This is a genomic window from Parasulfuritortus cantonensis (assembly GCF_004337445.1).
Lineage (GTDB): Bacteria > Pseudomonadota > Gammaproteobacteria > Burkholderiales > Thiobacillaceae > Parasulfuritortus > Parasulfuritortus cantonensis.
In genome coordinates this window covers 154,711-179,677 of the sequence record NZ_SJZB01000013.1, presented here as the reverse complement: position 1 = coordinate 179,677, position 24,967 = coordinate 154,711, and the positions used below count along the sequence as shown (strand labels likewise).

At 71.2% G+C, this 24,967-nt stretch carries 22 protein-coding genes and 1 pseudogene; all 23 read left to right on the top strand.

From position 1 onward, the window contains the following. A partial coding sequence (locus EZJ19_RS03810; protein WP_131444963.1) for a porin occupies nt 1-545 on the top strand: 545 nt, incomplete at its 5' end. A gap of 10 nt (nt 546-555) precedes the next feature. Beyond that, nucleotides 556-987, top strand: coding sequence for a type 2 periplasmic-binding domain-containing protein (locus EZJ19_RS03805; protein WP_131444962.1), 432 nt, complete (start codon nt 556-558; stop codon nt 985-987). 8 nt (nt 988-995) lie between these two features. Beyond that, on the top strand, nt 996-1,982 hold the full coding sequence (locus tag EZJ19_RS03800) for a PAS domain-containing protein (protein ID WP_165873449.1): 987 nt from the start codon (nt 996-998) through the stop codon (nt 1,980-1,982). Nucleotides 1,983-1,994: 12 nt separating this feature from the next. Then, complete coding sequence (locus EZJ19_RS03795) at nt 1,995-3,395, top strand: putative bifunctional diguanylate cyclase/phosphodiesterase (RefSeq protein ID WP_338069408.1); 1,401 nt, start codon at nt 1,995-1,997, stop codon at nt 3,393-3,395. Nucleotides 3,396-3,434: 39 nt separating this feature from the next. Beyond that, nucleotides 3,435-4,348, top strand: a pseudogene (locus tag EZJ19_RS03790) (AAA family ATPase). Beyond that, nucleotides 4,349-5,284: a DUF58 domain-containing protein gene (locus tag EZJ19_RS03785; RefSeq protein WP_131444959.1), complete on the top strand. Its 936-nt coding sequence runs from the start codon at nt 4,349-4,351 to the stop codon at nt 5,282-5,284. Next, the gene (locus EZJ19_RS03780) at nt 5,277-7,226 is read left to right on the top strand and encodes a transglutaminase TgpA family protein (protein ID WP_131444958.1); all 1,950 of its coding nucleotides are present in this window, start codon (nt 5,277-5,279) and stop codon (nt 7,224-7,226) included. Before EZJ19_RS03785 ends, EZJ19_RS03780 begins: the two co-directional genes overlap by 8 nt. A 72-nt stretch (nt 7,227-7,298) precedes the next feature. Continuing rightward, nucleotides 7,299-7,625: a hypothetical protein gene (locus EZJ19_RS03775; RefSeq protein WP_131444957.1), complete on the top strand. Its 327-nt coding sequence runs from the start codon at nt 7,299-7,301 to the stop codon at nt 7,623-7,625. After that, on the top strand, nt 7,622-8,470 hold the full coding sequence (locus EZJ19_RS03770) for an HDOD domain-containing protein (RefSeq protein WP_131444956.1): 849 nt from the start codon (nt 7,622-7,624) through the stop codon (nt 8,468-8,470). Before EZJ19_RS03775 ends, EZJ19_RS03770 begins: the two co-directional genes overlap by 4 nt. Nucleotides 8,471-8,503: 33 nt before the next feature. Next, a complete protein-coding gene (locus EZJ19_RS03765) occupies nt 8,504-9,643 on the top strand; it encodes an FIST signal transduction protein (RefSeq protein WP_131444955.1) in 1,140 nt (379 codons plus the stop codon). 38 nt (nt 9,644-9,681) lie between these two features. Continuing rightward, nucleotides 9,682-10,128, top strand: a complete 447-nt coding sequence (gene nikR, locus EZJ19_RS03760) for a nickel-responsive transcriptional regulator NikR (protein WP_131444954.1) — start codon at nt 9,682-9,684, stop codon at nt 10,126-10,128. Between the two features lie 14 nt (nt 10,129-10,142). Continuing rightward, on the top strand, nt 10,143-11,477 hold the full coding sequence (locus EZJ19_RS03755) for a M48 family metalloprotease (RefSeq protein ID WP_131444953.1): 1,335 nt from the start codon (nt 10,143-10,145) through the stop codon (nt 11,475-11,477). Nucleotides 11,478-11,555: 78 nt separating this feature from the next. Beyond that, entirely contained in the window at nt 11,556-13,541 is a 1,986-nt protein-coding gene (locus EZJ19_RS03750) for a putative bifunctional diguanylate cyclase/phosphodiesterase (protein WP_131444952.1), read from the top strand. A gap of 34 nt (nt 13,542-13,575) precedes the next feature. After that, complete coding sequence (locus EZJ19_RS03745; RefSeq protein WP_131444951.1) at nt 13,576-15,936, top strand: heavy metal translocating P-type ATPase; 2,361 nt, start codon at nt 13,576-13,578, stop codon at nt 15,934-15,936. After that, the gene (locus EZJ19_RS03740; protein ID WP_131444950.1) at nt 15,912-18,224 is read left to right on the top strand and encodes a diguanylate cyclase domain-containing protein; all 2,313 of its coding nucleotides are present in this window, start codon (nt 15,912-15,914) and stop codon (nt 18,222-18,224) included. Before EZJ19_RS03745 ends, EZJ19_RS03740 begins: the two co-directional genes overlap by 25 nt. A gap of 10 nt (nt 18,225-18,234) precedes the next feature. Beyond that, nucleotides 18,235-19,350, top strand: coding sequence for an alanine dehydrogenase (gene ald / locus EZJ19_RS03735; RefSeq protein WP_131444949.1), 1,116 nt, complete (start codon nt 18,235-18,237; stop codon nt 19,348-19,350). 57 nt (nt 19,351-19,407) lie between these two features. Continuing rightward, entirely contained in the window at nt 19,408-19,659 is a 252-nt protein-coding gene (locus EZJ19_RS03730; RefSeq protein ID WP_131444948.1) for a CDGSH iron-sulfur domain-containing protein, read from the top strand. A gap of 180 nt (nt 19,660-19,839) precedes the next feature. Further along, nucleotides 19,840-20,415, top strand: a complete 576-nt coding sequence (gene rsxA, locus EZJ19_RS03725) for an electron transport complex subunit RsxA (RefSeq protein ID WP_131444947.1) — start codon at nt 19,840-19,842, stop codon at nt 20,413-20,415. Further along, nucleotides 20,412-20,969: an electron transport complex subunit RsxB gene (gene rsxB / locus EZJ19_RS03720; protein ID WP_131444946.1), complete on the top strand. Its 558-nt coding sequence runs from the start codon at nt 20,412-20,414 to the stop codon at nt 20,967-20,969. Before rsxA ends, rsxB begins: the two co-directional genes overlap by 4 nt. Next, a complete protein-coding gene (gene rsxC, locus EZJ19_RS03715; RefSeq protein ID WP_131444945.1) occupies nt 20,966-22,603 on the top strand; it encodes an electron transport complex subunit RsxC in 1,638 nt (545 codons plus the stop codon). Before rsxB ends, rsxC begins: the two co-directional genes overlap by 4 nt. Further along, nucleotides 22,600-23,634, top strand: a complete 1,035-nt coding sequence (locus EZJ19_RS03710) for an RnfABCDGE type electron transport complex subunit D (protein ID WP_206199306.1) — start codon at nt 22,600-22,602, stop codon at nt 23,632-23,634. Before rsxC ends, EZJ19_RS03710 begins: the two co-directional genes overlap by 4 nt. Beyond that, nucleotides 23,631-24,293 carry an electron transport complex subunit RsxG gene (gene rsxG / locus EZJ19_RS03705; RefSeq protein WP_131444944.1) on the top strand — a complete coding sequence of 221 codons (663 nt, stop codon included), beginning with the start codon at nt 23,631-23,633 and terminating at the stop codon, nt 24,291-24,293. The genes EZJ19_RS03710 and rsxG overlap by 4 nt, the downstream gene beginning before the upstream one ends. After that, a complete protein-coding gene (locus EZJ19_RS03700; RefSeq protein ID WP_131444943.1) occupies nt 24,290-24,967 on the top strand; it encodes an electron transport complex subunit E in 678 nt (225 codons plus the stop codon). Before rsxG ends, EZJ19_RS03700 begins: the two co-directional genes overlap by 4 nt.

Here is a 24,967-nt window from a genome sequence, read left to right as displayed (position 1 = left end):
CCTGGCAGTTCCGGATCGGCCAGACCCGCGTCCGTTTCGACAAGGAAATCCCGATCAACCAGTTCACCGGCGTCGACGTCATCGGCCACGTGCCCGAGATGTCGGTGGCCGGAACCTGGACCCGCTACGATTCCCTCGGCCTGGCCTACGACAACGGGCCGTTCCAGTTCCAGGCCATGCTGAGCCGGATCGACCAGGGCAGCGCCGCCTTCGAGGACGCCCGCTCGGGCTATGCGATCGCCTCCTACCGGACCGGCGCGGTCACGCCCTACGTCGGCTACTCGCGCACCAAGTCGGATCCGATCGACTTCCCGGCCACCTTCTACGGCGCGGTCGCCCACCAGCTCTCCGCCGCCACCCATGCCGACCAGCACACCTGGTTCCTGGGCGCCCGCTGGGACGTCGCCAAGAACCTGGACCTGAAGGCCCAGATCGACCGCATCGACGGCAAGCCGTCCTCGGTGTTCCCCTACCGGGAAGAAAAGGTCCCCGGCTGGGACGGCAAGATGACCGTGTTCAGCCTGGCCCTGGATTTCGTCTTCTAGTGGAGCCCACTTGACCCGCTGCGCCCGCCTCCTGCTCCTCCTCGCCCTGCTCCTGCCCGCCTGGGCGCGGGCGGACGCCGACTTGGTGCTGGTGGTCAACGCCAAGAGCGGGGTCGACCGGCTGACCCAGGAGGAGGCGGTCAACATCTTCATGGGCCGCTACCGCCAGCTGCCGTCCGGCATCCCCGCCGTGCCCATCGACCAGCCGGACACGCAGCCGGAGAAGGCCCTCTTCTACCGCCTCCTGGTCAACAAGGACCTGGCCGAGATCAACGCCTACTGGGCCCGCCTGCTCTTCTCGGGCCGCACCAGCCCGCCGCACCAGGCGAAAAGCGCGGCCGAAGCCCTGGACCTGCTCGCCCGCCAGCGCGGCGCCATCGGCTACATCGAACGCAGCCAGGTCGACGCCCGGGTCAAGATCGTCCTCGACCTCGGACGCTGAGCGTGGCCATGCGGACCTTCGGCCGCCACAGCATCCTGGTCCGCTCCGCCAGCGTGCTCCTGGCCAGCTTCTTCCTGGCCGGCGCCCTCACCATCGCCGCCACCATCCTGGTCACCGGCGAACGCCAGCACAAGGCCGCCACCCAGCATCTGGAACAGCTCCTGGATACCGTCGAGAGCACGGTCAGCGTCGCCTGTTTCGTCAAGGACGCGCAACTCGCCGACGAGGTCGCCCTCGGCCTGCTCAAGAACCAGGAGGTGCTATCCGTGGTGATCGAGGCGGACGGGGCCGATCTGGTCCAGCGCAGCCAGCCGGGGGCGCCGTCCGGGACCGCCACCGCCGACTACCCGCACCTGAGCCGGGACGTCTATTCGCCGTTCAACCCGGGCAAGCGCATCGGCCGCATCCAGGTGGCCGCCAACGCCCGTGCCATCCAGCGCGCCACCTACGACGAAGTGCGCTTCGTGATCCTGCAGACCCTCGGCCAGCTCGGCCTCGTCGCCCTCGCCGTGATCGCGGTCATGCTCATCTTCATCGTGCGCCCGATCAAGGCGATGTCGGACGGCCTGCACCACCTCGATGCCACGCGCGGCGAACGCCTGGCCGTGCCGACCAACCACGGCGACACCGAGATCGGCCGCCTGGTCCAGGACATCAACAACCTGGCCGGCGACCTCGCCGACACGCTCGGCCAGGAACGCCGCCTGCGCCTGGCCAAGGAGGTCGAGGAAAGGAAATACCACTCGATCTTCGAGAACGCCGAGACGGGCATCTTCATCGCCGCCCAGGACGGCATCCTGAACTCCTGGAACCCGGCCTTCGCGCGCCTGCTCGGCATCCCGGCCAACAGCGACTTCCAGGGCGTGCTCAACATCCGCCAGCTGGCCTGGGAGAACACCTCGCGGGTCGTCGAACTGGGCCTCAACGCCCGCCTCGACAACGTCGGCGTCTCCGACGACCTGGCCATACGGCCGCGCGGAGGCAACCGGCGCTGACTCAACGTCGTCCTGGCGCCGATCGGCGAAGACCTGCTCCAGGGCGTCGTCCACGACGTCACCGAGCACAAGGAGGCGGAGGCCTCGGCGCGGCGCCTGGCCATCACCGACAAGCTGACCGGGGTCACCAACCGGCTCGGTCTGGAGGAGAAGCTGCAGGCCCTGCTCGGCGACCCCCTCATCGCCCAGACCGGCGGCTTCACCCTGATGATGGTCGACATCGACAATTTCCGGCGCATCAACGAGGGCTTCGGCCTGCCGGTCGGCGACACCCTGCTCAAGGACGCCACCGCCCGCCTGGCGCACTGCGTCAAGGGCAGCGACACCATCGCCCGCCTGGGCGGCGACCGCTTCGCCCTGGCCCTGGAAAGCCTGGCCAGCGGCGGCAACGCCGGCCAGGTGGCGGAACGCATCCTGAACTCCATCCGCAAGCCGTTCCACGTCGACGGCGTGCCCATCCACGTCCACGCCAGCGTCGGCATCACGGTGTTCCCGCGCGACGCCGGCGACCTCGCCGGCCTGCTGCGCGATGCCGAGCTGGCCCTGGACCGGGCCAAGGCCCAGGGCGGCAACGGCTACGTGTTCTTCGACGCCACCCTGGCCGCCGCCGCCGAACAACGCCGGCAACTGGAGAACGACCTCCGCCAGGCCAGCCGGCAGCACGAGTTCCAGCTCTATTTCCAGCCCATCGTCGACCTGGCCGAAAACCGCCTGGCCGGCGCCGAGGCGCTGATCCGCTGGCCGCACCCGAGCCAGGGCATGGTGCCGCCCGACACCTTCATCCCGCTCGCCGAGGAGATCGGCCTGATCGACGAGATCGGCCTCTGGACCATCGAGGTCGCCTGCCGGCAACTGGCCGAGTGGCAGGGCCGGGGCATCGACCGCTACCTCTCGGTCAACGTGTCCGGACGGCAGATCCCGAACGGCCTGCCGCCCGCCCTCCTGGCCGAGACGGTGAGCCACCACGGCATCGATCCCGGCCGCCTGGCCCTGGAGATCACCGAGGGCGTCCTGCTCGCCGACATCGACAAGTCCCTGGCCTGGCTCAAGGCGGTGCGCGAGATCGGCTTCCACATCTACCTGGACGATTTCGGCACCGGCTACTCGTCGCTGTCCTACCTGAAGCGCTTCCCGATCGACACCCTCAAGGTCGACAAGAGCTTCGTGCGCGACATGGGCGAGGACAGCAGCGACCGCTCCCTCATCGAGGCGGTGATCGCCATGGCGCGCGGCCTGGGCATGAGCGTGGTCGCCGAGGGGGTCGAGAGCGCCGAGCAGCTCGCCCTGCTGCGCACCATGCAGTGCCGCTGCGCGCAGGGCTACTACTTCTCCCGCCCGGTCCCGGGCGACCGGTTCGACGCCGCCGCCGCCCACATCGAGGCGCTCCTCGCGGTGGCCGCGCCGCTCGCCTGAACGCCCCGCCGGGGCGGCCGCCGGGTTATCCTTGCGGCCATGAACAGCGAGATCGCCAACGTCGTCGAGCACATCAACCGGGTCATCCTGGGCAAGGAGCGCCAGGTGCGCCTGTGCCTGGCCTGCCTGCTGGCGCGCGGCCACCTGCTCATCGAGGACCTGCCCGGGGTCGGCAAGACCACCCTGGCGCATGCCCTGGCGCGCAGCCTGGGCCTCGACTACCAGCGCATCCAGTTCACCAGCGACCTGCTGCCGGCGGACATCCTGGGGCGGCCGTGTTCGACCGGGAGACCGGCGGCTTCCGCTTCCACGCCGGGCCGATCTTCGCCCAGGTCATCCTGGCCGACGAGATCAACCGCGCCAGCCCGAAGGCGCAAAGCGCCCTGCTCGAGGCCATGGAGGAAGGCCAGGTCAGCATCGAGGGCGAGACCCGGCCGTTGCCGCGGCCGTTCTTCGTCATCGCCACCCAGAACCCGACCGACCAGGTGGGCGTGTTTCCGCTGCCCGAGTCGCAGCTCGACCGCTTCCTGATGCGCCTGTCGCTCGGCTATCCGAACGCCGCCGCGGAGCGCGATCTCCTGGCCGGGCAGGACCGCCGCGACCTGGTCGCCGGCCTGGCGCCGGTGCTCAGCCCGGCCCGCTTCGCCGCCATGCAGGAGGAGGTGCGCGCGGTACGGGTGGCCGACGCCCTGCTCGACTACCTGCAGGCCATCATCGAGGCGAGCCGGCGCAACGCCAGCTTCGCCGCCGGCCTGAGCCCGCGCGGCGGCCTCGCCCTCAAGCACGCCGGCCAGGCCTGGGCCTACCTGGCCGGGCGCGACTTCGTCCAGCCCGAGGACATCCAGGCCGTGCTGCCCGGCATCGTCGGCCACCGCCTGCGCCCGGCGCCCGGGATCACCGGGGCGGACGACTTCTGGGCCGCGCGCATCCTGCTCCAGGTCCCGATCCCGTAAGTGGCCGGGCTGCGCCTCAACCTGCCCTGGCGCCGGCCGGCCACCGAGGCCGGCCCGATCAACCTGGCGGCCGGGCGCCTGTACGTCCTGCCGACGCGCATGGGCCTGGTGTTCGGCCTCCTCCTGCTGGCCCTGCTCATGGTCTCGGTCAACTACGGCATCAGCCTGGGCTACCTGTTCACCTTCCTGATGGCCGGCATCGGCATCGTCAGCCTGTTCCACAGCCAGCGCAACCTGGTCGGGCTGGCCCTGCGCCCCCTCGCCACGGCGCCGGTGTTCGCCGGCGAACAGGCCCGTTTCCGGCTGGCGGTGGAAAACCGGGCCGGGCGGGCGCGCCCCGGCCTGTGCCTGGAGCACGCCGAACTGAGCAGCGGACTCGCAGACCTCGACGCCCGCAGCACCGCCAGCCTGGACCTCGACGTCGGCCAGCCGGTACGCGGCTGGCACCGCCTCGACCGCCTGACCCTGTCCTCGACCTGGCCGCTCGGACTGTTCCGCTGCTGGGCCGTGTTCAAACTCGACTGGGGCGTCCTGGTCTACCCCAAGCCGGCGGCGAACCCGCTGCCCTTCCCGGAACCGGCCGGCGATGGCCGCGCCCTGTCCTGGCGCCGGCCGGGCGAGGACGAGTTCGCCGCCTTGCGCGAATACCGGCCGGGCGACTCGCCGCGCCGGATCGCCTGGAAGAGCGTCGCCCGCGGCCTGCCGCCCTTGACCAAGCAGTTCGCCGGTGCGGGCGCCGGCGAGACCTGGCTGCGCTGGCAGGACTGCCCGGAGAGCGACGTCGAGGGCCGCCTGTCCCGGCTCGCCCGCTGGGCCCTCGACGCGTCCGCCCAGGACCGGCCCTGGGGCCTCGAACTGGCGAACTTCCGCCTGCCGCCCGGACGCGGCGAGCGGCACCTGCAAGAGGCCCTCGCGGCCCTCGCCCGCCATGCCTGAACGGACCTCCGGCTGGCGCGATCCAGGCACCCTCTGGCTGGTCCTGCCGGTCGCCCTGGCCCTGGCCCCGCACATGCTGTTCGTGCCCGGCTGGGTCGGCCTGGCGGCGGCCATGACCCTGGCCTGGCGGCTGAGCCCGGCCTGGCGCCCGGGCGGCGCCCAGCGCCTGCTGCGGGTGACCCTGGCCGGCGCCGGCGTCGCCGCCACCTATCTGCAGTTCCACACCCTGGCCGGTCCGGAGGCTGGGATCGCCCTGCTGGTCATGATGGCCGCGCTCAAGCTGCTCGAAACGGACAGCCGGCGCGACCACGCGGTCATGGTCCTGGCCGGCTACTTCCTGGTCATGGCCACGCTCATCCACCACCAGGACATGGTCACGACCGCCTGGCTGCTGACGACCACCGCGGCCCTCACCGCCTCGCTCGCGGCCAGCCAGGCCGGCCGGGTGCCGGCGGCGGCCGCCGCCCTGCGCACCGGCACCCTGATCGTCGTCCAGGCGCTGCCCCTGGCGATCCTGCTGTTCCTGCTGTTTCCCCGCCTGGCGGGGCCGATGGCCGGCCTGGTCCAGGTCGAGAGCGCGCGCACCGGCCTGACGGACAGCATGGCCCCGGGCAGCGTCAGCCAGCTGATCCAGTCCGACGCGGTCGCCTTCCGGGTCGATTTCGCCGACCCCGCCGCCGACGCCCGCGGCCTCTACTGGCGCGGCCCGGTGCTGAGCGATTTCGACGGCCGCACCTGGCGCCGCGCCGGCAACCACGCCGGGATGCCGGAAGCCGAACCGGCCGGCCCGGCACTCGACTACACCATCACCCTGGAAGCCGGCGACCAGCCCTGGCTGCCGGTCGCCGGGCTGGCCCGGGAGGTGCCGGTGGAGGGCGCCTGGAGCACCACCTACCTGGAATGGCTGACGCCGCGCCAGGGCCACGACCGCCTGCGCTACGCGGTGCATTCCTGGCCGGCCTTCCAGATGGAGACCGAGTTGCCCAACTGGCAGCGCGCCCGCACGCTCGCCCTGCCCGAGGGCTACAACCCGGAGAGCCGGGCCCTGGCCCGGCGCTGGGCCGACGAGTCGGCCGACCCGCGCGCCATCGTCGCGCGCGCCCTCGCCTACTTCCGCCAGGAACCCTTCCACTACACCCTGGCGCCGCCGCCGCTCGGCGACGACGCGGTCGACGACTTCCTGTTCCAGACCCGGCGCGGCTTCTGCGAACACTACGCCAACGCCTTCACGGTGCTGATGCGGGCGGCCGGCATCCCGGCCCGCGTGGTCACCGGCTACCAGGGCGGCGAGCGCAACGCGGTGGGCGGCTACTGGGTCGTGCGCGACCGCGACGCCCACGCCTGGGCCGAGGTCTGGCTGCCCGGCGCCGGCTGGGTGCAGGTCGACCCGACCGCGGCCGTGGCGCCGGAGCGGGTCGAGCGCGGCCTGGCCGACGCCCTGCCGGCCGGCGAACGGCCGCTCCTGAACCTGCCCACCGGCTGGCTGAAGACCCTGCGGCAGACCTGGGACTACCTGAGCAACGGCTGGAACCAGTGGGTGCTGGGCTACGACTTCGAACGCCAGCAACGCCTGCTCAGCGCGCTGTCGCCGTCGCTGGCGACCCTGCACGGCACCCTGCTCGCCATGCTGGCCGGGGCCGGCCTGATCCTGGCCGGGCTGGCCTTCGCGCTGCTCCGCGACGGCGCCGGGCGCGGCGACGAGGTGGACCGCCTGTACGGCCGTTTCCTGGCCCGCCTGGCGCGCATCGGCCTGACCCGCGGCGCCGCCGAGGGGCCGGCCGACTTCGCCCGCCGGGCCGCGCGCGACCGCGCCGACCTGGCGCCGGCCGTCGCCGCCATCACCGAACTCTACGTCGGCCTGCGCTACGGCGGCGGCGCGCCCCGCCGGGTCGCCGAGTTGCGCCGCGCCGTGCGCGGCTTCCGCCCGGCGCGCCGGCACTAGGGCGCGCAAGGGCCATTGGGCGGCGGCGCCAACCGTGGCAAACTGTCCGCCTCCGACCATGGGTGCCGCGCGATGAGCCAAACCAGCCAAATCCTGCCGCTGGCCAGCCTGCAGCCGGGCATGCGCCTGGCCGAGGCCGTGCGCGACCGCTTCGGCAACATCATGCTGACCGCCGACACGACCTTGACGGAGAGCCACCTGGCGGCCCTGCGCCAGCGCGGCATCGCCTCGGTCCGGATCGTGCCGGAACGCATCCCGCCATCGGCCGAGGAGCTCGCCGCCATGCGCGCCTCCGCCGAGGCCCGCCTGCGCCAGATATTCCGCAAGACCCTGGACCTGCCGGGCAACCGCCGCCTGTTCGAAGTCCTGCTCGCCTACCGGCTGGAGAACCCGGAGTGAACAAGGTCACCCTGGATTCCGTGATGGACAAGATCCACCGCCTGCCTTCGCTGCCGGCGGTGGTCAACGAGCTGATCCTGGCGCTCGGCAACGAAGGGCTGAGCGTCGACCAGCTGGCGCACGGCATCGAGAAGGACCAGGCCCTGTCGGCGCGCGCCCTGCGCGTGGCCAACTCGCCGTTCTACGGCATGCCGCAGCCGGTCTCGTCCATCCACGACGCCATCGTCGTGCTCGGCTTCCGTGCCGTCGGCAGCCTGGTCACCACCGCCGCCCTGACCGAATTCTTCACCGCGCCGACCCTGGCCTGGTTCGACCAGTCGAGCTTCTGGCGCCACAGCCTGGGTTGCGGCGTCTGCTGCCGCAAGCTGGCCGGCCCCGCCGGCCTCGATCCGGAAACCGGCTTCACGGCCGGCCTCCTGCACGACATCGGCCGGCTCCTGCTGGTGGTGACCTGCAGCAAGGAATACGAGGCCGTGGTCGCCTGGCGCGAGGCGCACGACGGCTTCCTGGTCGACGCCGAGCTGGCGGTGCTCGGCGTCAGCCACATGGACGCCGGCGAGGCGCTCGCCCGGCACTGGCATTTCGCGCCCGAGATTCAGGTCGCCGTGGCCGCCCACCATCAGCCGCCGGCCGACGCGGCGGGACGCTATGCCGGCCTGACCCACCTGGCCGAGGTCCTCGCCCATGGCCTCGACCTCGCCCGCGATCCCTATGCTTTGGCGAGCCCGCTCGACGCCGGCGTGCTCGAATGCCTCGATCTCGATTGGCCACGCATCGCCGCCGCCCTGCCGGCCATCGAGAAGGAATTCGCCAGCTACGAAACCCTGATCCCCGGCGCCCGCTGAGCGCCGCCACGCCACGCCCGCGAGGACACGACGATGAGAACCGAGCAACTGCACTGGACCGGCACGGCCGGCTGGAACCGCGCCCCGGCCCGGGCCGACGCCGGCCTGGTGCTGATCTTCGGCGGCACCGACGTGCTGACCGGCGAGCGCCTGGCCGAGCTGCGCGCCTTCTACCCGGCCGCCATCCTGCTCGGTTGCTCGACCGCCGGCGAGATACTGGACACGCGCGTCTACGACGACAGCCTCGCGGTCACCGCCGTGACCTTCGCCGATACCCGCCTGCGCCTCGCCACCCGGGCCGTGGCGAGTGCGGCGGACAGCCGGCCGGCGGGCGCGCAATTGGCCGGCGAACTGCTCGGCAGCGACCTCCGGCACGTGTTCCTGCTCTCCGACGGCCTCGCCGTCAACGGCACCGAACTGGTCGAAGGCCTGAAGTCGGTCCTGCCGCCCGGCATCGAGGTGACCGGCGGGCTGTCCGGCGACGGCGCCCGCTTCCAGCGTACCCTGGTGGTTGCGGACGGCGCGCCGGAGGCGAACCGGATCGCCGCCCTCGGCCTCTACGGCAGCGCCCTGCAGGTGGGCTTCGGCTCGCTGGGCGGCTGGGACCCGTTCGGCCCCGACCGCCTGATCACCAAGGCGCAGGGCAACGTGCTCTACGAACTGGACGGCCAATCCGCCCTCGGCCTGTACAAGAAATACCTGGGCGGCCACGCCGCCGGCCTGCCCGCCACCGCCCTGCTCTTCCCCCTGGCGCTGAGCGCCGGCCCGGACCAGAACACCGGCCCCGTGCGCACCGTCCTGGCGGTCGACGAGGCGGCGCAGTCGATGACCTTCGCGGGCGACATGCCGGAGGGGATGTACGTACGCCTGATGAAGGCCAACTTCGAGCGCCTGGTCGACGGCGCCGCCGGGGCCGCCGAGCATGCCGGCGCACCGCTCGCCGGGGCGGCGGCCGAACTGGCCGTGCTGATCAGCTGCGTCGGCCGCAAGCTGGTGCTCAAGCAGCGCGTCGAGGAAGAGGTCGAGGCGGTGCGCGAGGTGCTCGGGCCCAAACCCGCCCTGGCCGGCTTCTATTCCTACGGCGAGATCTCCCCGCACGTCGCGACGGCCCGCTGCGAACTGCACAACCAGACCATGACCATCACCACCTTCCGGGAGGCGGCGCCGGCCTGAGGGCGGCACCGGACCGGGACAACCAAGCGAGATACGCCATGGAACGCTTCACCATCTCACTCGACGAATCCCTGGCCAGCGAATTCGACGGCCTGATCCGCCGGCGCGGCTACGCCAACCGCTCGGAAGCGGTGCGCGACATGCTGCGCAGCGAGCTCGAGCGCGACCGCCTGGACCGCGACGAGGCGCCCCACTGCGTCGCCTCGCTGTCCTATATCTACGACCACCACGAACGCCAGCTGTCCGAGCGCCTGACCGACATGCAGCACCACGCCCACGACCTGGTGGTGTCGTCGATGCACGTGCACCTGGACCACGACAACTGCCTGGAGACGCTGATCCTGCGCGGCCACACCCTGGAGGTGCGCGCCTTCGCCGACCAGATGGCGGCGGAACGGGGCGTCCGCCACGCCCAGCTCAACCTGGTCCCGGTGGACGTCGAGGCGACCGGCCACAACCATACCCACAGCCGGCCGAAGACCTGAACCGGGAGAACCAAGTGAATTTCAACGAAGACAACGATCCCGGCCGGCGTGCCTTCCTGCGCCTGGTCGGCCTGGCCGGCGCCGCCGTCGCCTTGCCGCCCCTCCTGGCCGCCTGCGCCACCGACCCGGTCACCGGCCGCAAGACCCTGGTCGGCCTGACCGAGGAACAGGAGGTCAGCCTGGACCGGCAGCAGTCGCCGCAGCAGTTTTCGGCCGACTACGGCGCCTGCCAGGACGAGCGCCTGAACCGCTACGTCGACGACGTCGGCGCCGGCCTCTGGCGCCGGTCGCATCGGCCCAACCTGCCCTATTCGGCGCGCGCCCTGAACGCCAACCACGTCAACGCCTACACCTTCCCGGGCGGCAGCATCGCCGCCACGCGCGGCATCCTGATCGAACTGCAGAGCGAGGACGAACTGGCCGGCCTGCTCGGCCACGAGATCGGCCACGTCAATGCCCGTCACGCCGCCGAGCAGGCCGGCAAGTCGATGCTGGTCCAGGGCGGCGTGGTGCTCGCCTCGGTGGCCGCTTCGGGCAGCCAGCAGTACCAGCCCGTGGTGCAGCTGGCCGGCCAGATCGGTTCCAGCGCGCTGCTCGCCAAGTACAGTCGCGACAACGAACGCGAGGCCGACGCCCTGGGCATGGAATACATGGCCCGGGCCGGCTACAACCCCGACGGCATGGCCAACCTGATGGCCTTGCTGCAGAGCGAGGCGCGTGCCAAGCCGGGCCTCCTGGAGACCATGTTCGCCTCCCACCCGATGAGCGACGAGCGCTACCAAACCGCCGTCCAGCGTGCCCGCAGCCAGTACGCCAGCCAGCGCAGCCGGCCCCTGCAGCGGCAACGCTACCTGGACAACACGGCCGACCTGCGCCGCCTGAAGCCGGTCGTCACCGCCCTCCAGGAAGGCGAGGGCCTGCTGGCCAGGAACCAGGCCGCCCAGGCCGAGACGCCGTTCGGCCGCGCGCTCGGTCTGGCGCCGGGCGATTACGCCGCCAACGTGCTCATGGCCAAGGCCAAGCTGGCCCAGAAGAAGGCGCGCGAGGCCGAGCCCTACCTGGCCCAGGCCCGCGCCGTGTACCCGAGCGAAGGCCAGGCGCTGCAGCTGTCCGGGGTGACCAAGCTGGCCCTCAACCAGGCCGACGCGGCGCTGCAGTTCTTCGACGCCTACGAGCGCCGCCTGCCCGGCAACCCGAACACCACTTTCCTGCGCGCGGTCGCCTACGACCACATGCAGGACCGCAAGCAGGCGGCCGACCTCTACTACCGCTACGCCCGCGCCGTCTCGGGCGGCCAGGAAGCCCAGTACGCCGTGTCGCGCCTGCGCGAGTGGGGCTACGTGAAATAGCCGCGCGGGCCGCCGGCCGGCCTTAAAGAAAGCCGGTTTCGGGACGTTAATTGAGTGTTCCGAAACCGGCCGCCGCGCATGCCCCCGTCCACCGAAACCGCCGCCCCCGCCGTGCCCCCGCCCGCCCAGACCGGCCTGGGCGGGGTTGCCATGGGGCGGCCGCACGACGGCCGCCTGCTCCGGCGCATGACCCGCATCGTCGTGGCCGCCTGGACCGTGGCCATCGCCGCCTCCCTGTACCTCAACCTGAACCCGATCTACGAGCACGCCTCGGCGGGCGGCATCGCCGGCACCGCGGCCGCCTCCCATTTCACCATCTGGCTGTTCGGCATCGCCGGCATCGCCCTCGCGGTGCGTCACCTGCACCGGCAACTGGCCCGCCGCGAGGTGGAACTGTCGGAGCTGGAACTCTCGGCCAAGGTCTTCGACGACAGCCTGCAGGGCATCGCCATCACCGACGTGCAGGGCCGCATCCTGCGCGTCAATCCGATGTTCACCGGCATCACCGGCTTCGCGGCCGACGAGGTGATCGGCCGCCCGATCGCCATCCTGGCCTCGGAGAGCGAGCCGAGCGAAGGCGGCAACGGCATGTGGCGGCAGCTGCGCGCCGAGGGCGGCTGGGTCGGCGAGGCCTGGCTGCAACGCAAGAACGGCGACGTCTTCGCGGTCTGGCAGAGCGCCTCGGCGATCGACGGCGCCGCCGGCGAGCACCTCAGCTACATCTTCATGTTCCAGGACATCACCGACCGCAAGCTGTTCTCCTCGCGCCTGGAACAGCTGGCCCACTACGACCCCCTGACCCACCTGCCCAACCGGCGCCTGCTCGCCGACCGGGTCGGCCACGCCATCCAGCGTGCCGGTCGCAACCAGGGCCGGCACGCCCTGCTGTTCATCGACCTGGACCGCTTCAAGCGCATCAACGACACGGTCGGCCACGCCGCCGGCGACCAGTTGCTCACCGTCATCGCCGGCCGCCTGACCGAGTGCGTGCGCGCCAGCGACACCGTGGCCCGCCTGGGCGGCGACGAGTTCGCCGTCCTGCTCGAGGACATCCACGGCCCCGGCGACGCCGAGCGGGTGGCCGAGAAGGTGCTCGCCGCCCTGGCCGCGCCGGTGCTCCTGGAGGACCGCGAATGGTACGTCGGCGCCAGCATCGGCATCGGCCTCAGCCCGAAGGACGGCGAGGACATGGCCAGTCTGCTGAAGAACGCCGATACGGCGATGTATCGGGCCAAGGCGGATGGCCGTCATTGCTTCCGCTTCTTCAACGAGGACATGGCCGCCAGCGCCGCCCTCCAGGTGGCGCGCGAGACCGCCCTGCGCCTGGCCATCCAGAACCAGGCCTTCAGCCTGGAATACCAGCCCCAGGTGGAACTCGCCAGCGGCCGGGTGGTGGGGGTCGAGGCCCTGATCCGCTGGCGCCAGGACGGCCACCCGGTGGCGCCGCTGGAATTCATCCCGCTGGCCGAGGAGACCGGGCTGATCGTGGCCATCGGACGCTGGGTCCTGGCCACCGCCTGCCAGGACATCGCCGACCTGCGCCGCGCCGGCCACGGCGACCTCAAGCTGGCGGTCAACATCTCGGCCATCGAGCTCAAGCAGCTCGACTTCGTCGAGCAGGTGGTCCTGGCCCTGGCCGAGACCGGCCTGCCGGCCGCAAGCCTGGAACTGGAGATCACCGAGAGCACCATGATGGAGGACATCACCCGGGTCGCCTCGGTCCTCGACAGCCTGTCCGCCATGGGCGTGGGCGCCGCCATCGACGACTTCGGCACCGGCTACTCGTCGCTCGCCTACCTCAAGCAACTGCCGGTCGACCACCTCAAGATCGACCGCAGCTTCGTACGCGACGTGCCGCGCGACATGGAGGACAGCACCATCGTCCGGGCCGTCCTGACCATGTCGCGTACCTTCGGCCTGAAGGTGGTGGCGGAGGGCATCGAGACCGAGGAACAGATGGCCTTCCTGCGCGAGTCCGGCTGCCAGATCGGCCAGGGCTACCTGATCTCCCACCCGCTGCCCCTGGCCGCCCTGACCGCCTGGCTGGCGGCCCGGCCCGGGTGACGGAACCCTGCGGCGCGTATAGAGTCGCCGGATCATGGCAAGCAAACACATCTCCCTGCCCATCGCCGGCATGACCTGCGCCGCCTGTTCGACGCGCCTGGAAAACAACCTGAACCGCCTGCCCGGCGTCGAGGCCAAGGTCAACTTGGCGACGGAAACCGCCCAGCTCAGCTTCGACCCGGCCCAGACCGCGCCGGCGGCGATCCTGGCCCAGGTGGCCAAGACCGGCTTCGCGGTGCCCTCCACGAGCCTCGACCTGGCCATCGCCGGGATGACCTGCGCGGCCTGCTCGGCGCGCCTCGAGCGGGTCCTGAACGCCCTGCCCTCGGTCGAGGCGCGCGTCAACCTGGCCACCGAGACCGCCCGGGTGCGCTACCAGCCCGGCCTGATCGACGAGGACGGCCTGGTCGCCGCGGTCGCCAAGGCCGGCTTCACGGCCACCCCGGCCACCGAGGAGCGGCGCGCCGCCGAGAAGGCGCGCAAGGCCGAGGCCTACCGGGGCGAGGTGCGCGCGTTCGTCATCTCGGCGCTGTTCACCCTGCCGCTGCTGGGCGAGATGGTGGCCATGCTGGGCAGCGATGCCCACCACGTCTGGCTGTCCGGCTGGGCGCAATGGCTGCTCGCCACCCCGGTGCAGTTCTGGTCCGGCTGGCGTTTCTACGACGGCGCCTGGAAGTCGCTCCGCGGCGGCGGCGCCAACATGGACGTCCTGGTCGCCTTGGGCACCAGCGCGGCCTATTTCTTCAGCCTGGCCACCCTGCTGCTCGACCCGCACGGCCACCTCTACTTCGAGGCCAGCGCCGCCGTGGTCACCCTGGTGCGCCTGGGCAAGCTGCTCGAGGCGCGCGCCAAGAGCCGCACCTCCTCCGCCATCGAGCAGTTGATCGGCCTGCAGCCGCGCACCGTCCGGGTCGAGCGCGGCGGCGAGTTCGTCGAGGCGGACGTCGCCAGCCTCAAAGCCGGTGAACGCGTCCAGGTGCGCGCCGGCGAGCGCGTCCCGGTCGACGGCACGGTCGAGGACGGCCGCTCGGGCGTCGACGAGAGCCTGCTCACCGGCGAAAGCCTCCCCGTCGCAAAGACGCCGGGCGCGCGCGCCTGGGCCGGCAGCCAGAACCTGGACGGCCTCCTGGTGGTACGCGCCGAGGGCGTCGGCAGCCACACCCAGTTGATGGAGATCGTCCGCCTGACCGAGGCCGCCCAGGGCTCCAAGGCGCCGATCCAGAAGCTGGCCGACCGCATCTCCGGCATCTTCGTGCCGGCGGTGATCGGCCTCGCCCTGCTCACCCTGGCCGGCTGGTGGCTGGCCACGGGCAGCTTCAGCCAGAGCCTGATCCCGGCCGTCGCCGTGCTGGTCATCGCCTGCCCCTGCGCGCTCGGCCTCGCCACCCCGACCGCGGTCATGGTCGGGCTCGGGCGCGGCGCCCAGCTGGGCATCCTGGTGCGCGCCGCCGAGGTACTGGAGAAGGCCGAGCGCATCGACGTCCTGGCCGTCGACAAGACCGGCACCCTGACCGAGGGCAAGCCTGCCCTGGTGGCCATGCAACCGGACGACGACGCCCTGCTCGGCCTCGCGGCCAGCCTCGAACAGGGCAGCGAGCACCCGATCGCGCGCGCCATCCTGGCCGCCGCCCAGGCGCGCGGCATCGCCCCGGCGCCGGTCGCCGACTTCGTCAACCTGCCCGGCGAGGGGGTCACCGGCACGGTGGCCGGGCGCGCGCTCCGGCTGGCCGGCATGGCCGCCGACCCGGGCGCCGGCGAGCGCAGCGCGACCTGGGTGGAACTGAGCGAGAACGGCGCCGTGCTGGCCCGCTTCGCCTGCGCCGACCGCCTGCGGCCGACCTCGGTGGCCGCCATCGCCCGCCTCAAGGCGGCCGGCATCCGGCCGGTCATGCTGACCGGCGACCGCGAGGGCACCGCCGCCGCCATCGCCGGCGCGGCCGGCATCGCCGACTGGCGCGCCGGGGTCAAGCCGCAGGACAAGGCCGCCGCCGTGGCCGCCCTGAAGGCGGACGGACGCATCGTCGCCATGGCCGGCGACGGCATCAACGACGCCCCGGCCCTGGCCGGCGCCGACATCGGCTTCGCCATGAGTTCCGGCGCCGACATCGCCATGGCGGCGGCCGACATCACCCTGATGCACAACGACCTCGCCACCGTCGCCGATGCCATCGAGCTGTCGCGCGCGGTCATGAGCAAAATCCGCCAGAACCTGTTCTTCGCCTTCTTCTATAACGTATTGGCGCTGCCGCTCGCGGCCCTCGGTTACCTCAACCCGGTCATCGCCGGGGCCGCCATGGCCCTGTCGTCGGTGTCCGTGGTGAGCAACTCGCTGCGGCTCAAGCGTTGGCGCCCAAGAGGGGAGACACCGAAATGGAGCGAACCGCCGCCCGCCTGATCTGCCTGGCCGCGCTCTGGCTGGCCAGCCTGGCCCCCGCCTGGGCGGCCGAGGTATACCGTATCGGCGTGCTCGCCTACCGCGGGCAGGAGGCCGCCGTGGCCGAATGGAGCGGCCATGTCGACTACCTCAACCGCCACCTCGCCCCGCTGCGCTTCGAACTGGCGCCGATGACCTGGCAGCAGCTTGCCGAATCGGCCCGGAAGCGCGACATCCACTTCGTCATCACCAATCCCGGCAACTACACCGAGATGGCCATCGCCGGGACCGCCAACCGCATCGCCACCCGCCTGATGATCGGTCCCACCGGCACGCTCGACCGCTTCGGCGGGGTGGCCATCGCCCGCGCCAACCGCACCGACCTGCGCACCTACGCCGACCTGCGCGGCAAGCGCCTGCTCATCCCCGACTACTCCAGCCTGGGCGGCTGGCAGGTGCACCTGGGCGAGGGCCTGGCCCAGGGCATCGACCTGCGCACCGACACCGCCTCGATCGAGGAGACCCGCAACCACGAGAAGGTGGTGTTCGGCATCCTGGCCGGCTACGCCGACGCCGGCTTCGTGCGCACCGACCTGCTCGAGCACATGGCCCTGACCGGGCGCATCCGGCTCGACGACCTGCACGTCATCAACGCGCGCCAGGAGGCCGGCTTCCCCTACCTGCTGAGCACCCGCCTGTATCCCGAGTGGCCGATCGCCCGGGTCGAAGGCACCCCCGACGAGGTCACCCGCAAGGTGCTCATCGCCCTGCTCGGCATGTCGGCCGACGACCCGGCCGCGCGCGCCGCCGGCCTGGTCGGCTGGAACATCCCGCTGTCCTACCAGTCGATCAACGACCTCTTCTACCGGGCCCGCCTGGGCCCCTACCAGGAGCTGCCGATCACCCTCCACGACGTCATGCTGCGCTACGGCCGCACCGTCGCGATCGTCGTCGGCGGCGTCCTCCTGGTCGTCAGCCTGGCCCTGTTCGTGACCCTGCGCGCCAACCGGGCCCTGCGCCGGGCCCGCAACGAACTGGCCGGGCGCGAGGAATCCTTCCGCACCCTGGTCACCAACGTGCCCGGCGCGGTCTACCGGCGGGCCGCCGACGCCCGCTGGAGCGCCCTGTACGTCAGCGAGCACGTGCAGGACATCTGCGGCCTGCCGGCGGCCGACTTCATGGCCGGGCGGCACCATTTCGCCGACCTCGTGCATGCCGACGACCGCGCCAAGATCGAGCGCGAGATCGACGCCTGCCTGACCTCCGGGCAACCCTACGTGCTCGAGTACCGCATCGTCCGCGACAACGGCCAGGTGCGCTGGCTGCTCGACCACGGCCGCGCCCACTACGACCTCGCCGGCAAGGTGAACTGGCTCGACGGCGTGGTCCTCGACATCACCGCCGCCAAGCAGGCCGAGGTGAAGCTGCGCCAGGCTGCCACGGTATTCGAGTACACCCAGGAAGGCATCCTGGTCACCGACGCCCAGCCCTGCATCCTGGCCGCCAACCCCGCCTTCGTGGCGATCAGCGGCTACAGCGAGCTGGAGCTGCTCGGCCAGAGCCCGGCCCTGCTCGGCTCCGGACGCCACGACCCGGCCTTCTTCGCCAACCTGTGGCGGGAACTCGAGCAGCACGGCCACTGGCAGGGCGAGATCTGGAACCGGCGCCGCAACGGCGAGGTGTACCCGAGCTGGCAGACCATCAACACCTTGCGCGACGAACGCGGCCGGGTGACCGGCTACATCTCCCTGTGCTCGGACATCACCCACACCAAGCAGTCCGACGAACGCCTGCATTGGCTGGCCTACCACGACCCGCTGACCGGCCTGGCCAACCGCCTGCTCTTCGAGGAGCGCCTCGACCACGCCATCCGCCTGGCGACGCGGCGCGGCGAACGCCTGGCGGTGCTCTATTTCGACCTCGACGGCTTCAAGGCGATCAACGACAACCTGGGCCACCAGGCGGGCGACGAGTTGCTCGAGGCGATCGGCCGCCGCCTGGGCGCGCGCCTGCGCAAGTCCGACACCCTGTCGCGCCGGGGCGGCGACGAGTTCACGGTCCTGGTGGAAAACCTGGGCGGCGTCGCCGAGGTGGAGGCGGTCGCCGAGGACATCCTGCGCCAGATGGGCAAGCCGTTCGCGCTGCCCGCCGGGCACGAGATCAACTGCCGGTGCAGCATCGGCATCGCCCTGTTCCCCGAGGACAGCGAGGAGGTCCAGGAGCTGCTGCGCTGCGCCGACTTCGCCATGTACCGGGCCAAGGAGGACGGCGGTGGCCGCTACCGCCTGTTCTCGGCCGCGCAGACCTGAAGGAGCTGCCATGCGCATCGGCGTGCCCAAGGAGATCAAGCCCCAGGAACACCGCGTCGCCCTCACCCCGGCCGGCGCCGCCCGCCTGGTCGGCTCCGGCCATGCCGTGGTCGTGGAGAGCGGTGCCGGTGCGGCGATCGGCTACGGCGACGCCGACTACCGGGACGCCGGCGCCGAGTTGGCCGGCTCGGCCGCGGCGGTGTACGCGGCCGACCTGGTGTTCAAGGTCAAGGAACCGCTCGCCGGGGAGATCCCGCTCCTGCGCCGGGGCCAGGTCCTGTTCTGCTACCTGCACCTGGCCGCGGTGCCGGAACTGGCGCATGCCCTGGTCGCCCGGGGCGTGACGGCGATCGCCTTCGAGACGGTCGAGGACGCCGTCGGCCGCACCCCGCTGCTGGCCCCGATGTCGCGCGTCGCCGGCCGCATGGCGGTCCAGGTCGGCATGCAGGCACTCGAGATGACCCATGGCGGGCGCGGCGTCCTGCTCGCCGGGGTGGACGCCGTGGCCCCCGGCCGGGTGCTCGTCGTCGGGGCCGGCGAGGTGGGCGCCAACGCGGCCCATATCGCCGTCGGCGTGGGTGCCGAAGTGGTCCTCCTCGACCGCGACCCGGAGCGCCTGGCCAGCGTGCGCGCCCGCTACCCGGGCCGCGTCGAGACGCTCCTGTCCGACCCCGGCACCGTCGCCGAGCAGACCGCCCGCGCCGACCTCGTGGTCGGCGCCGTGTACCTGCATGGCCGCCGGGCGCCCAAGCTGATCACGCGCGATCTGGTGCGCCGGATGCGCCGGGGGGCCGCCCTGGTCGACGTCGCCATCGACCAGGGCGGCATCGCCGAGACCTCGCGGGTGACGCGCCACGACGCCCCCTTCTTCGTCGAGGAAGGCGTCGTCCACTACGGCGTCGCCAACATGCCGGGGGCCGTCGCCCACACCAGCACCCTGGCCCTGGAGGCCGCCACCCTGGCCTACCTGGAACGGCTCGCGGGCCTTGGCCCGGGGGCCGCCCTGGCCGCCGATCCCGGCTTCGCGGCCGGTCTCAACGTCGCCGGCGGACGCATCTGCCACCCCGGCCTGGCCGGCGATCTGGGCCTGCCGGCGACGCCCTGGCAGGACGCCTTATTTACTTGATCTTTTTTATCGGGTTTAGGCCATAATGGCGCATCCCAACGCTCTCCGGAGAACCCCATGACCGACCCCGTCATCGCCCAGAACGGCCCCTACCCGATGGAACTGGAAGCGGGCGAATACTGGTGGTGCGCCTGCGGCCATTCCAAGACGCAACCGTTCTGCGACGGTTCCCACCAGGGCACCGGCTTCAACCCGGTGCAGATGACCCTGACCGAGAAAAGCCAGGTCTACCTGTGCGGCTGCAAGTACACCTCGACGCCGCCGTTCTGCGACGGCAGCCACGACCTGCTGGAGCCGGACGCCGACTAGGCCGCGACCGGCGCCGCGCCGGCGCGCGGCCGCCCGGCCCGGGGCAACGACCACCATCGCTTATTCCGCACCCGGCCATGCCTGAATCCGATTTGACGCCGCGCTAGCCGCGCCGGGTCTTTTCGGGTTGTCTGGCACACCCGGGGTAGCGGATAATCTCGAAACTAGACAGTTCGCACGATGGACCACTACATACTCATCCTGATCGGCACGGTGTTCGTCAACAACATCGTGATGACGAAGATACTGGGACTGTGCCCGTTCATGGGCGTCTCCAAGAAGCTGGAAACCGCCATCGGCATGGGCGCGGCGACCACCTTCGTGCTCACCCTCGCCTCGGGTGCCAGCTACCTGATCGACACCTATCTGCTCGGCAACGACCTGTTCTACCTGCGCACCCTGTCCTTCATCGTCGTGATCGCCGGCATCGTCGGCTTCACCGAGATGTTCATCAAGAAGACCTCGCCGGTGCTGTTCCGGGTGCTCGGCATCTACCTGCCGCTGATCACCACCAACTGCGCCGTGCTCGGCATCCCGCTGCTCAACGTGCAGGAGCGCCACAACTTCGTCGAATCGCTGCTGTTCGGTCTCGGCGGCGCCTTCGGCTTCACCCTGGTGCTCATCCTGTTCGCCGCCATGCGCGAACGACTGGAGGCGGCCGACGTACCCAAGCCGTTCCGGGGCGCCAGCATCGCGATGGTCACGGCCGGCCTGATGAGCCTGGCCTTCATGGGCTTTGCGGGTCTGATCAAATGATCATGGCGATCCTGGTCATGGCCGGCATCGGGCTGATGTTGGGCATCGTGCTCGGCTGGGCCGAGGTGCGTTTCCGGGTCGCCGAGGACCCCCTGGTCGAGAAGATCGACAAGATCCTGCCGCAGACCCAGTGCGGCCAGTGCGGCTTCCCCGGCTGCCGGCCCTACGCCGAGGCAATCGCCAAGCACGAGGCCGACATCAACCTGTGTCCGCCCGGCGGCGAGCACGGCGTCCGCCAGTTGGCCGACCTGCTCGGGGTGGAGTTCAAGCCGCTCGGCGCCGGCAAGGAGCCGAAGCCGAAGTCGGTCGCGGTGATCGACGAGAACACCTGCATCGGCTGCACCCTGTGCATCCAGGCCTGCCCGGTCGATGCCATCATCGGCGCCTCCAAGCAGATGCACACCATCGTCGCCAACGCCTGCACCGGCTGCGAACTATGCCTCGCCCCCTGCCCGGTCGACTGCATCCACATGGAAGTCATCCACGAGAGCGTCGGCAACTGGAAATGGCGCTACCCGGTGTTCCCCATCCACGAGGAAGCCAAGGCGGCATGACGCAACCGATCTTCTCCTTCCCGGGCGGTCTGCACCCGGCCGATCACAAGGCGGAATCGAACACCGCGGCGATCGTCCCGGCGCCGCTCTCGGCCCGCTACCGGGTACCCATGCGCCAGCACGCCGGCAATCCGGCCAAGCCGCTGGTGCTGCCCGGCGAACACGTCCTCAAGGGCCAGGCCATCGGCTGCCTGGACGGCCGCATCTCGGCCACGGTGCACGCGCCGACCTCGGGCCGCGTGGTCGGGGTCGAGTCCTATCCCATCCCGCATCCGTCCGGCCTGACCGACCGGTGCGTCGTCATCGAGTCCGACGGCCGCGACGAGGCCGTCCCGGCCAGCCGGCTGGACTGGCGCAACCTGGCCCCGGAGGCCGTGTGCGAGGAGCTCGAGGACATGGGCCTGGTCGGCCTCGGCGGCGCCGTGTTCCCGAGCCACATCAAGCTGGAGCCGGCCGCCGGCATCGAAACCCTGATCATCAACGGCGCCGAGTGCGAACCCTGGATCACCTGCGACGACCGCCTGATGCGCGAGCGCGCCGGCGAGATCATGGCCGGCGTCGAGATCGCCCGCCACCTGCTCGGTGCCCGCGAGGTCCTGGTCGGCATCGAGGACAACAAGCCGGAGGCGATCGCCGCCATGCGCGCCGCCTGCGCCGGCACCGGCGCCAAGGTCGTCGTGGTGCCGACCAAGTACCCGAGCGGCGGCGCCAAGCAGCTCATCGAGTTGCTCACCGGCCTGGAGATCCCCGCCGGCAAGCTGTCCACCGACATCGGCATCCAGGTCTTCAACGTCGCCACCTCCTACGCCCTCTGGCGCGCGGCGGAACTGGGCGAGGCCCTGGTATCGCGGGTCGTCACCGTGACCGGCCACGTCGCCCGGCCGGGCAACTACGAGGTCCGCGTCGGCACCCCGATCGAGGAACTCCTGCAACTCGCCGGCGGCGAACTGCCGGGTGCCACCGGCCAGCTGGTCGGCGGTCCGCTCATGGGTTTCGACCTCGAGGACACGCGCGCGCCGGTGACCAAGGGGGTCAACTGCATCATCGTCACCAGCGACGCCCTGTTCCCGCCCCGGCCGCGCGCCATGCCCTGCATCCGCTGCGGCCAGTGCGCCCTGGCCTGCCCGGTGCGCCTGCAGCCGTACGAGATGTATCTGTACGCCAAGGCCAAGGACCTCGACAAGGCCAAGGCCTACAACCTGGCCGACTGCATCGAATGCGGCTGCTGCAGCTACGTCTGCCCCAGCCATATCCCGCTGGTCGACTACTACCGCTTCGCCAAGAGCGAGCTGCTGGCGCGCGGACGCGAACAGCGGGCCGCCGAGACGGCGCGCGAGCGGCACGAGTTCCGCAGCTTCCGCCTGGAACGGGAGAAACAGGAGAAGGCCGAGCGCCTGGGCAAGAAGGCGGGCGAACGCCTGGAGGCCGGCGCGGTCGCCGCGGACGACCCCGAGGCGGCGCGCAAGAAGGCCCTCCTGGAGGCCGCCATCGAGCGTGCCAAGAAGGCCAAGGAGGCCGCCCCGCCGCCCGCCAACACGGACCACCTGAGCGCGGCCCAGCAGGCCGAGGTCGACGCCATCGAGGCACGCCGGGCGCAGGCCGGCACCGAACAAACCGTGGCTGACAAGACATGATCGGTTCCCCATTCGTCCAACGCGAACAGAATTCGGTGCGCCGCACCATGATCGAGGTGATGATCGCCTTGATCCCGGGCACCCTCGCGCACGCCTGGTTCTTCGGCCCGGGCATCCTGGTCAGCCTGCTGGTGTGCGGCTTCTTCGCGCTGTTCTTCGAGGGCTTCGCCCTGCTCATGCGCGGCGGCGCCTTCGGCACCATGATCAGCGACGGCTCCGCCCTGGTGACGGCCTGGCTGTTCGCCCTTTCGGTACCGCCCCTGGCGCCCTGGTGGCTGTACGCGGTCGGCATCCTGTTCGCCATCCTGGTCGCCAAGCACCTGTACGGCGGCCTCGGCCAGAACCCGTTCAACCCGGCCATGGTCGGCTATGCCGTCCTCATCGTCAGCTTCCCCAACTACATGACCCAGTGGCCCGGTCCGGCCCACCTGGTCAACCACCTGCCCAGCCTGTCCGAGGCCTTCGACCTGGTGTTCGCCGGCCAGGGCTCGGTCAGCGTCGACGCCTACACCATGGCCAGCCCGCTCGACACCGTGAAGACCCTGCTGCGCGCGGGCGTGGCCAAGCGCGACATCCTCGGCAACCCGGTATTCGGACGCCTGTCCGGCACCGGCCTGGAATGGGTGGCGCTGATGTACCTGGTCGGCGGTCTCTACCTGATGGCCAGGCGCCTGATCACCTGGCACGTGCCGGTCGCCTTCCTGGCCGCGGTGATCGTCACCTCGGCCGTGCTGCAGAAGATCGACCCCGGCCACAACATGGGCCCCGTCTTCCACCTGTTCACGGCCAGCGCGATGCTCGGCGCCTTCTTCATCGCCACCGACCCGGTGAGCGGCTGCGGTACGCCCAGGGGCAAGCTGATCTTCGCCGGCCTGGCCGGCTTCCTGGCCATCGTCATCCGCAGCTACGGCGGCTACCCGGACGGCGTCGCCTTCGCGGTCCTGATCATGAACGTCGCGGCGCCCTTCATCGACGCCTACACGCAACCGCGCGTGTACGGCCACGCCAAGGGCGGCAAGGTGGGCAGATGAAGGAATTCCGCAACCAGATACTGACCACGGCGGCCGCCCTCCTGGTGTTCTCCGGGGTCGGCGCCGCCCTGCTCTCCGGCACCTTCAAGATCACCCGCCCGGCCATCGAGCAGAGCGAGCGCAGCGCCAAGATGAAGCTGGTCGCCCAGACCCTGCCGGCCGGCGGCTTCGACAACGACCCGGTCAAGGATGCCCGGCCGCTGCCCGCCGACGCCCTGCTCGGCCTCAAGTTTCCCGGCCAGGCCTACCTGGCCAGCCGGCACGGGGCCGCCGTCGCGGTGGTCCTGGAGGCGGCCGCCCCGGACGGCTACTCGGGCGAGATCCGCTTCCTGGTCGGCATCCTGCCGGACGGCCGCGTCTCCGGCGTGCGCGTCACCGGACACCGCGAGACCCCGGGCCTGGGCGACTACATCGAGATCGGCAAGAGCCCCTGGATACGCAACTTCGACGGCAAGTCGCTGAGCAACCCGCAGCCCCTGTACTGGAAGGTGCGCAAGGACGGCGGCCAGTTCGACTACATGGCCGGCGCCACCATCACGCCGCGTGCCATGGTCAAGGCCGTGCGCAAGGCCCTGGAATACTTCGCGGCGCATCGCGACGAACTGCTCGCGCCGCCCGCGCCCGGCCCGGCCGGGCCGTCACCGGAGACCACGCCATGAGCCCGGAAGCCCGTGAAATCATCGCCAACGGCCTGTGGAAGCAGAACCCCGGCATCGTCCAACTGCTCGGCCTGTGTCCGCTCCTGGCGATCAGCAGCAACGTCGTCAACGCCCTCTCCCTGGGCCTCGCCACCACCCTGGTGATGGCCGTGGCGAGCGGCGCCGTCGCCGTGGTGCGCGGCTACATCCCGCACGCCGCGCGCATCCCGCTCTTCGTCCTCATCATCGCCGCCCTGGTCACCGTGGTCGAGCTGCTCATGCACGCCTACGTCCTGGCCCTGTACGTGGTGCTCGGCGTCTTCCTCCCGCTGATCACCACCAACTGCATCGTCCTGGCCCGGGTCGAGGCCTTCGCCTCCAAGCGCAGCACCCTGCATTCCGTGCTCGACGCCGTCATGATGGGGCTCGGGCTCACCCTGGTGCTGGTGGTCCTCGGCGCCATGCGCGAGATCGCCGGCAAGGGCACCCTGCTGTCCGGCCTCGACCTCGCCTTCGGGCCGGTCGCCAAGGATTGGGTGATCCACGTCATCCCCAACTACCAGGGCCTGCTGCTCGCCATCCTGCCGCCCGGCGCCTTCATCGGCCTCGGCCTGCTCATCGCGGCGCGCAACTGGGTCATGGACATCCAGGCCCGCCGGGCCAACGCCGGCGGCCCGCTCGGCCAGACGGTGTAA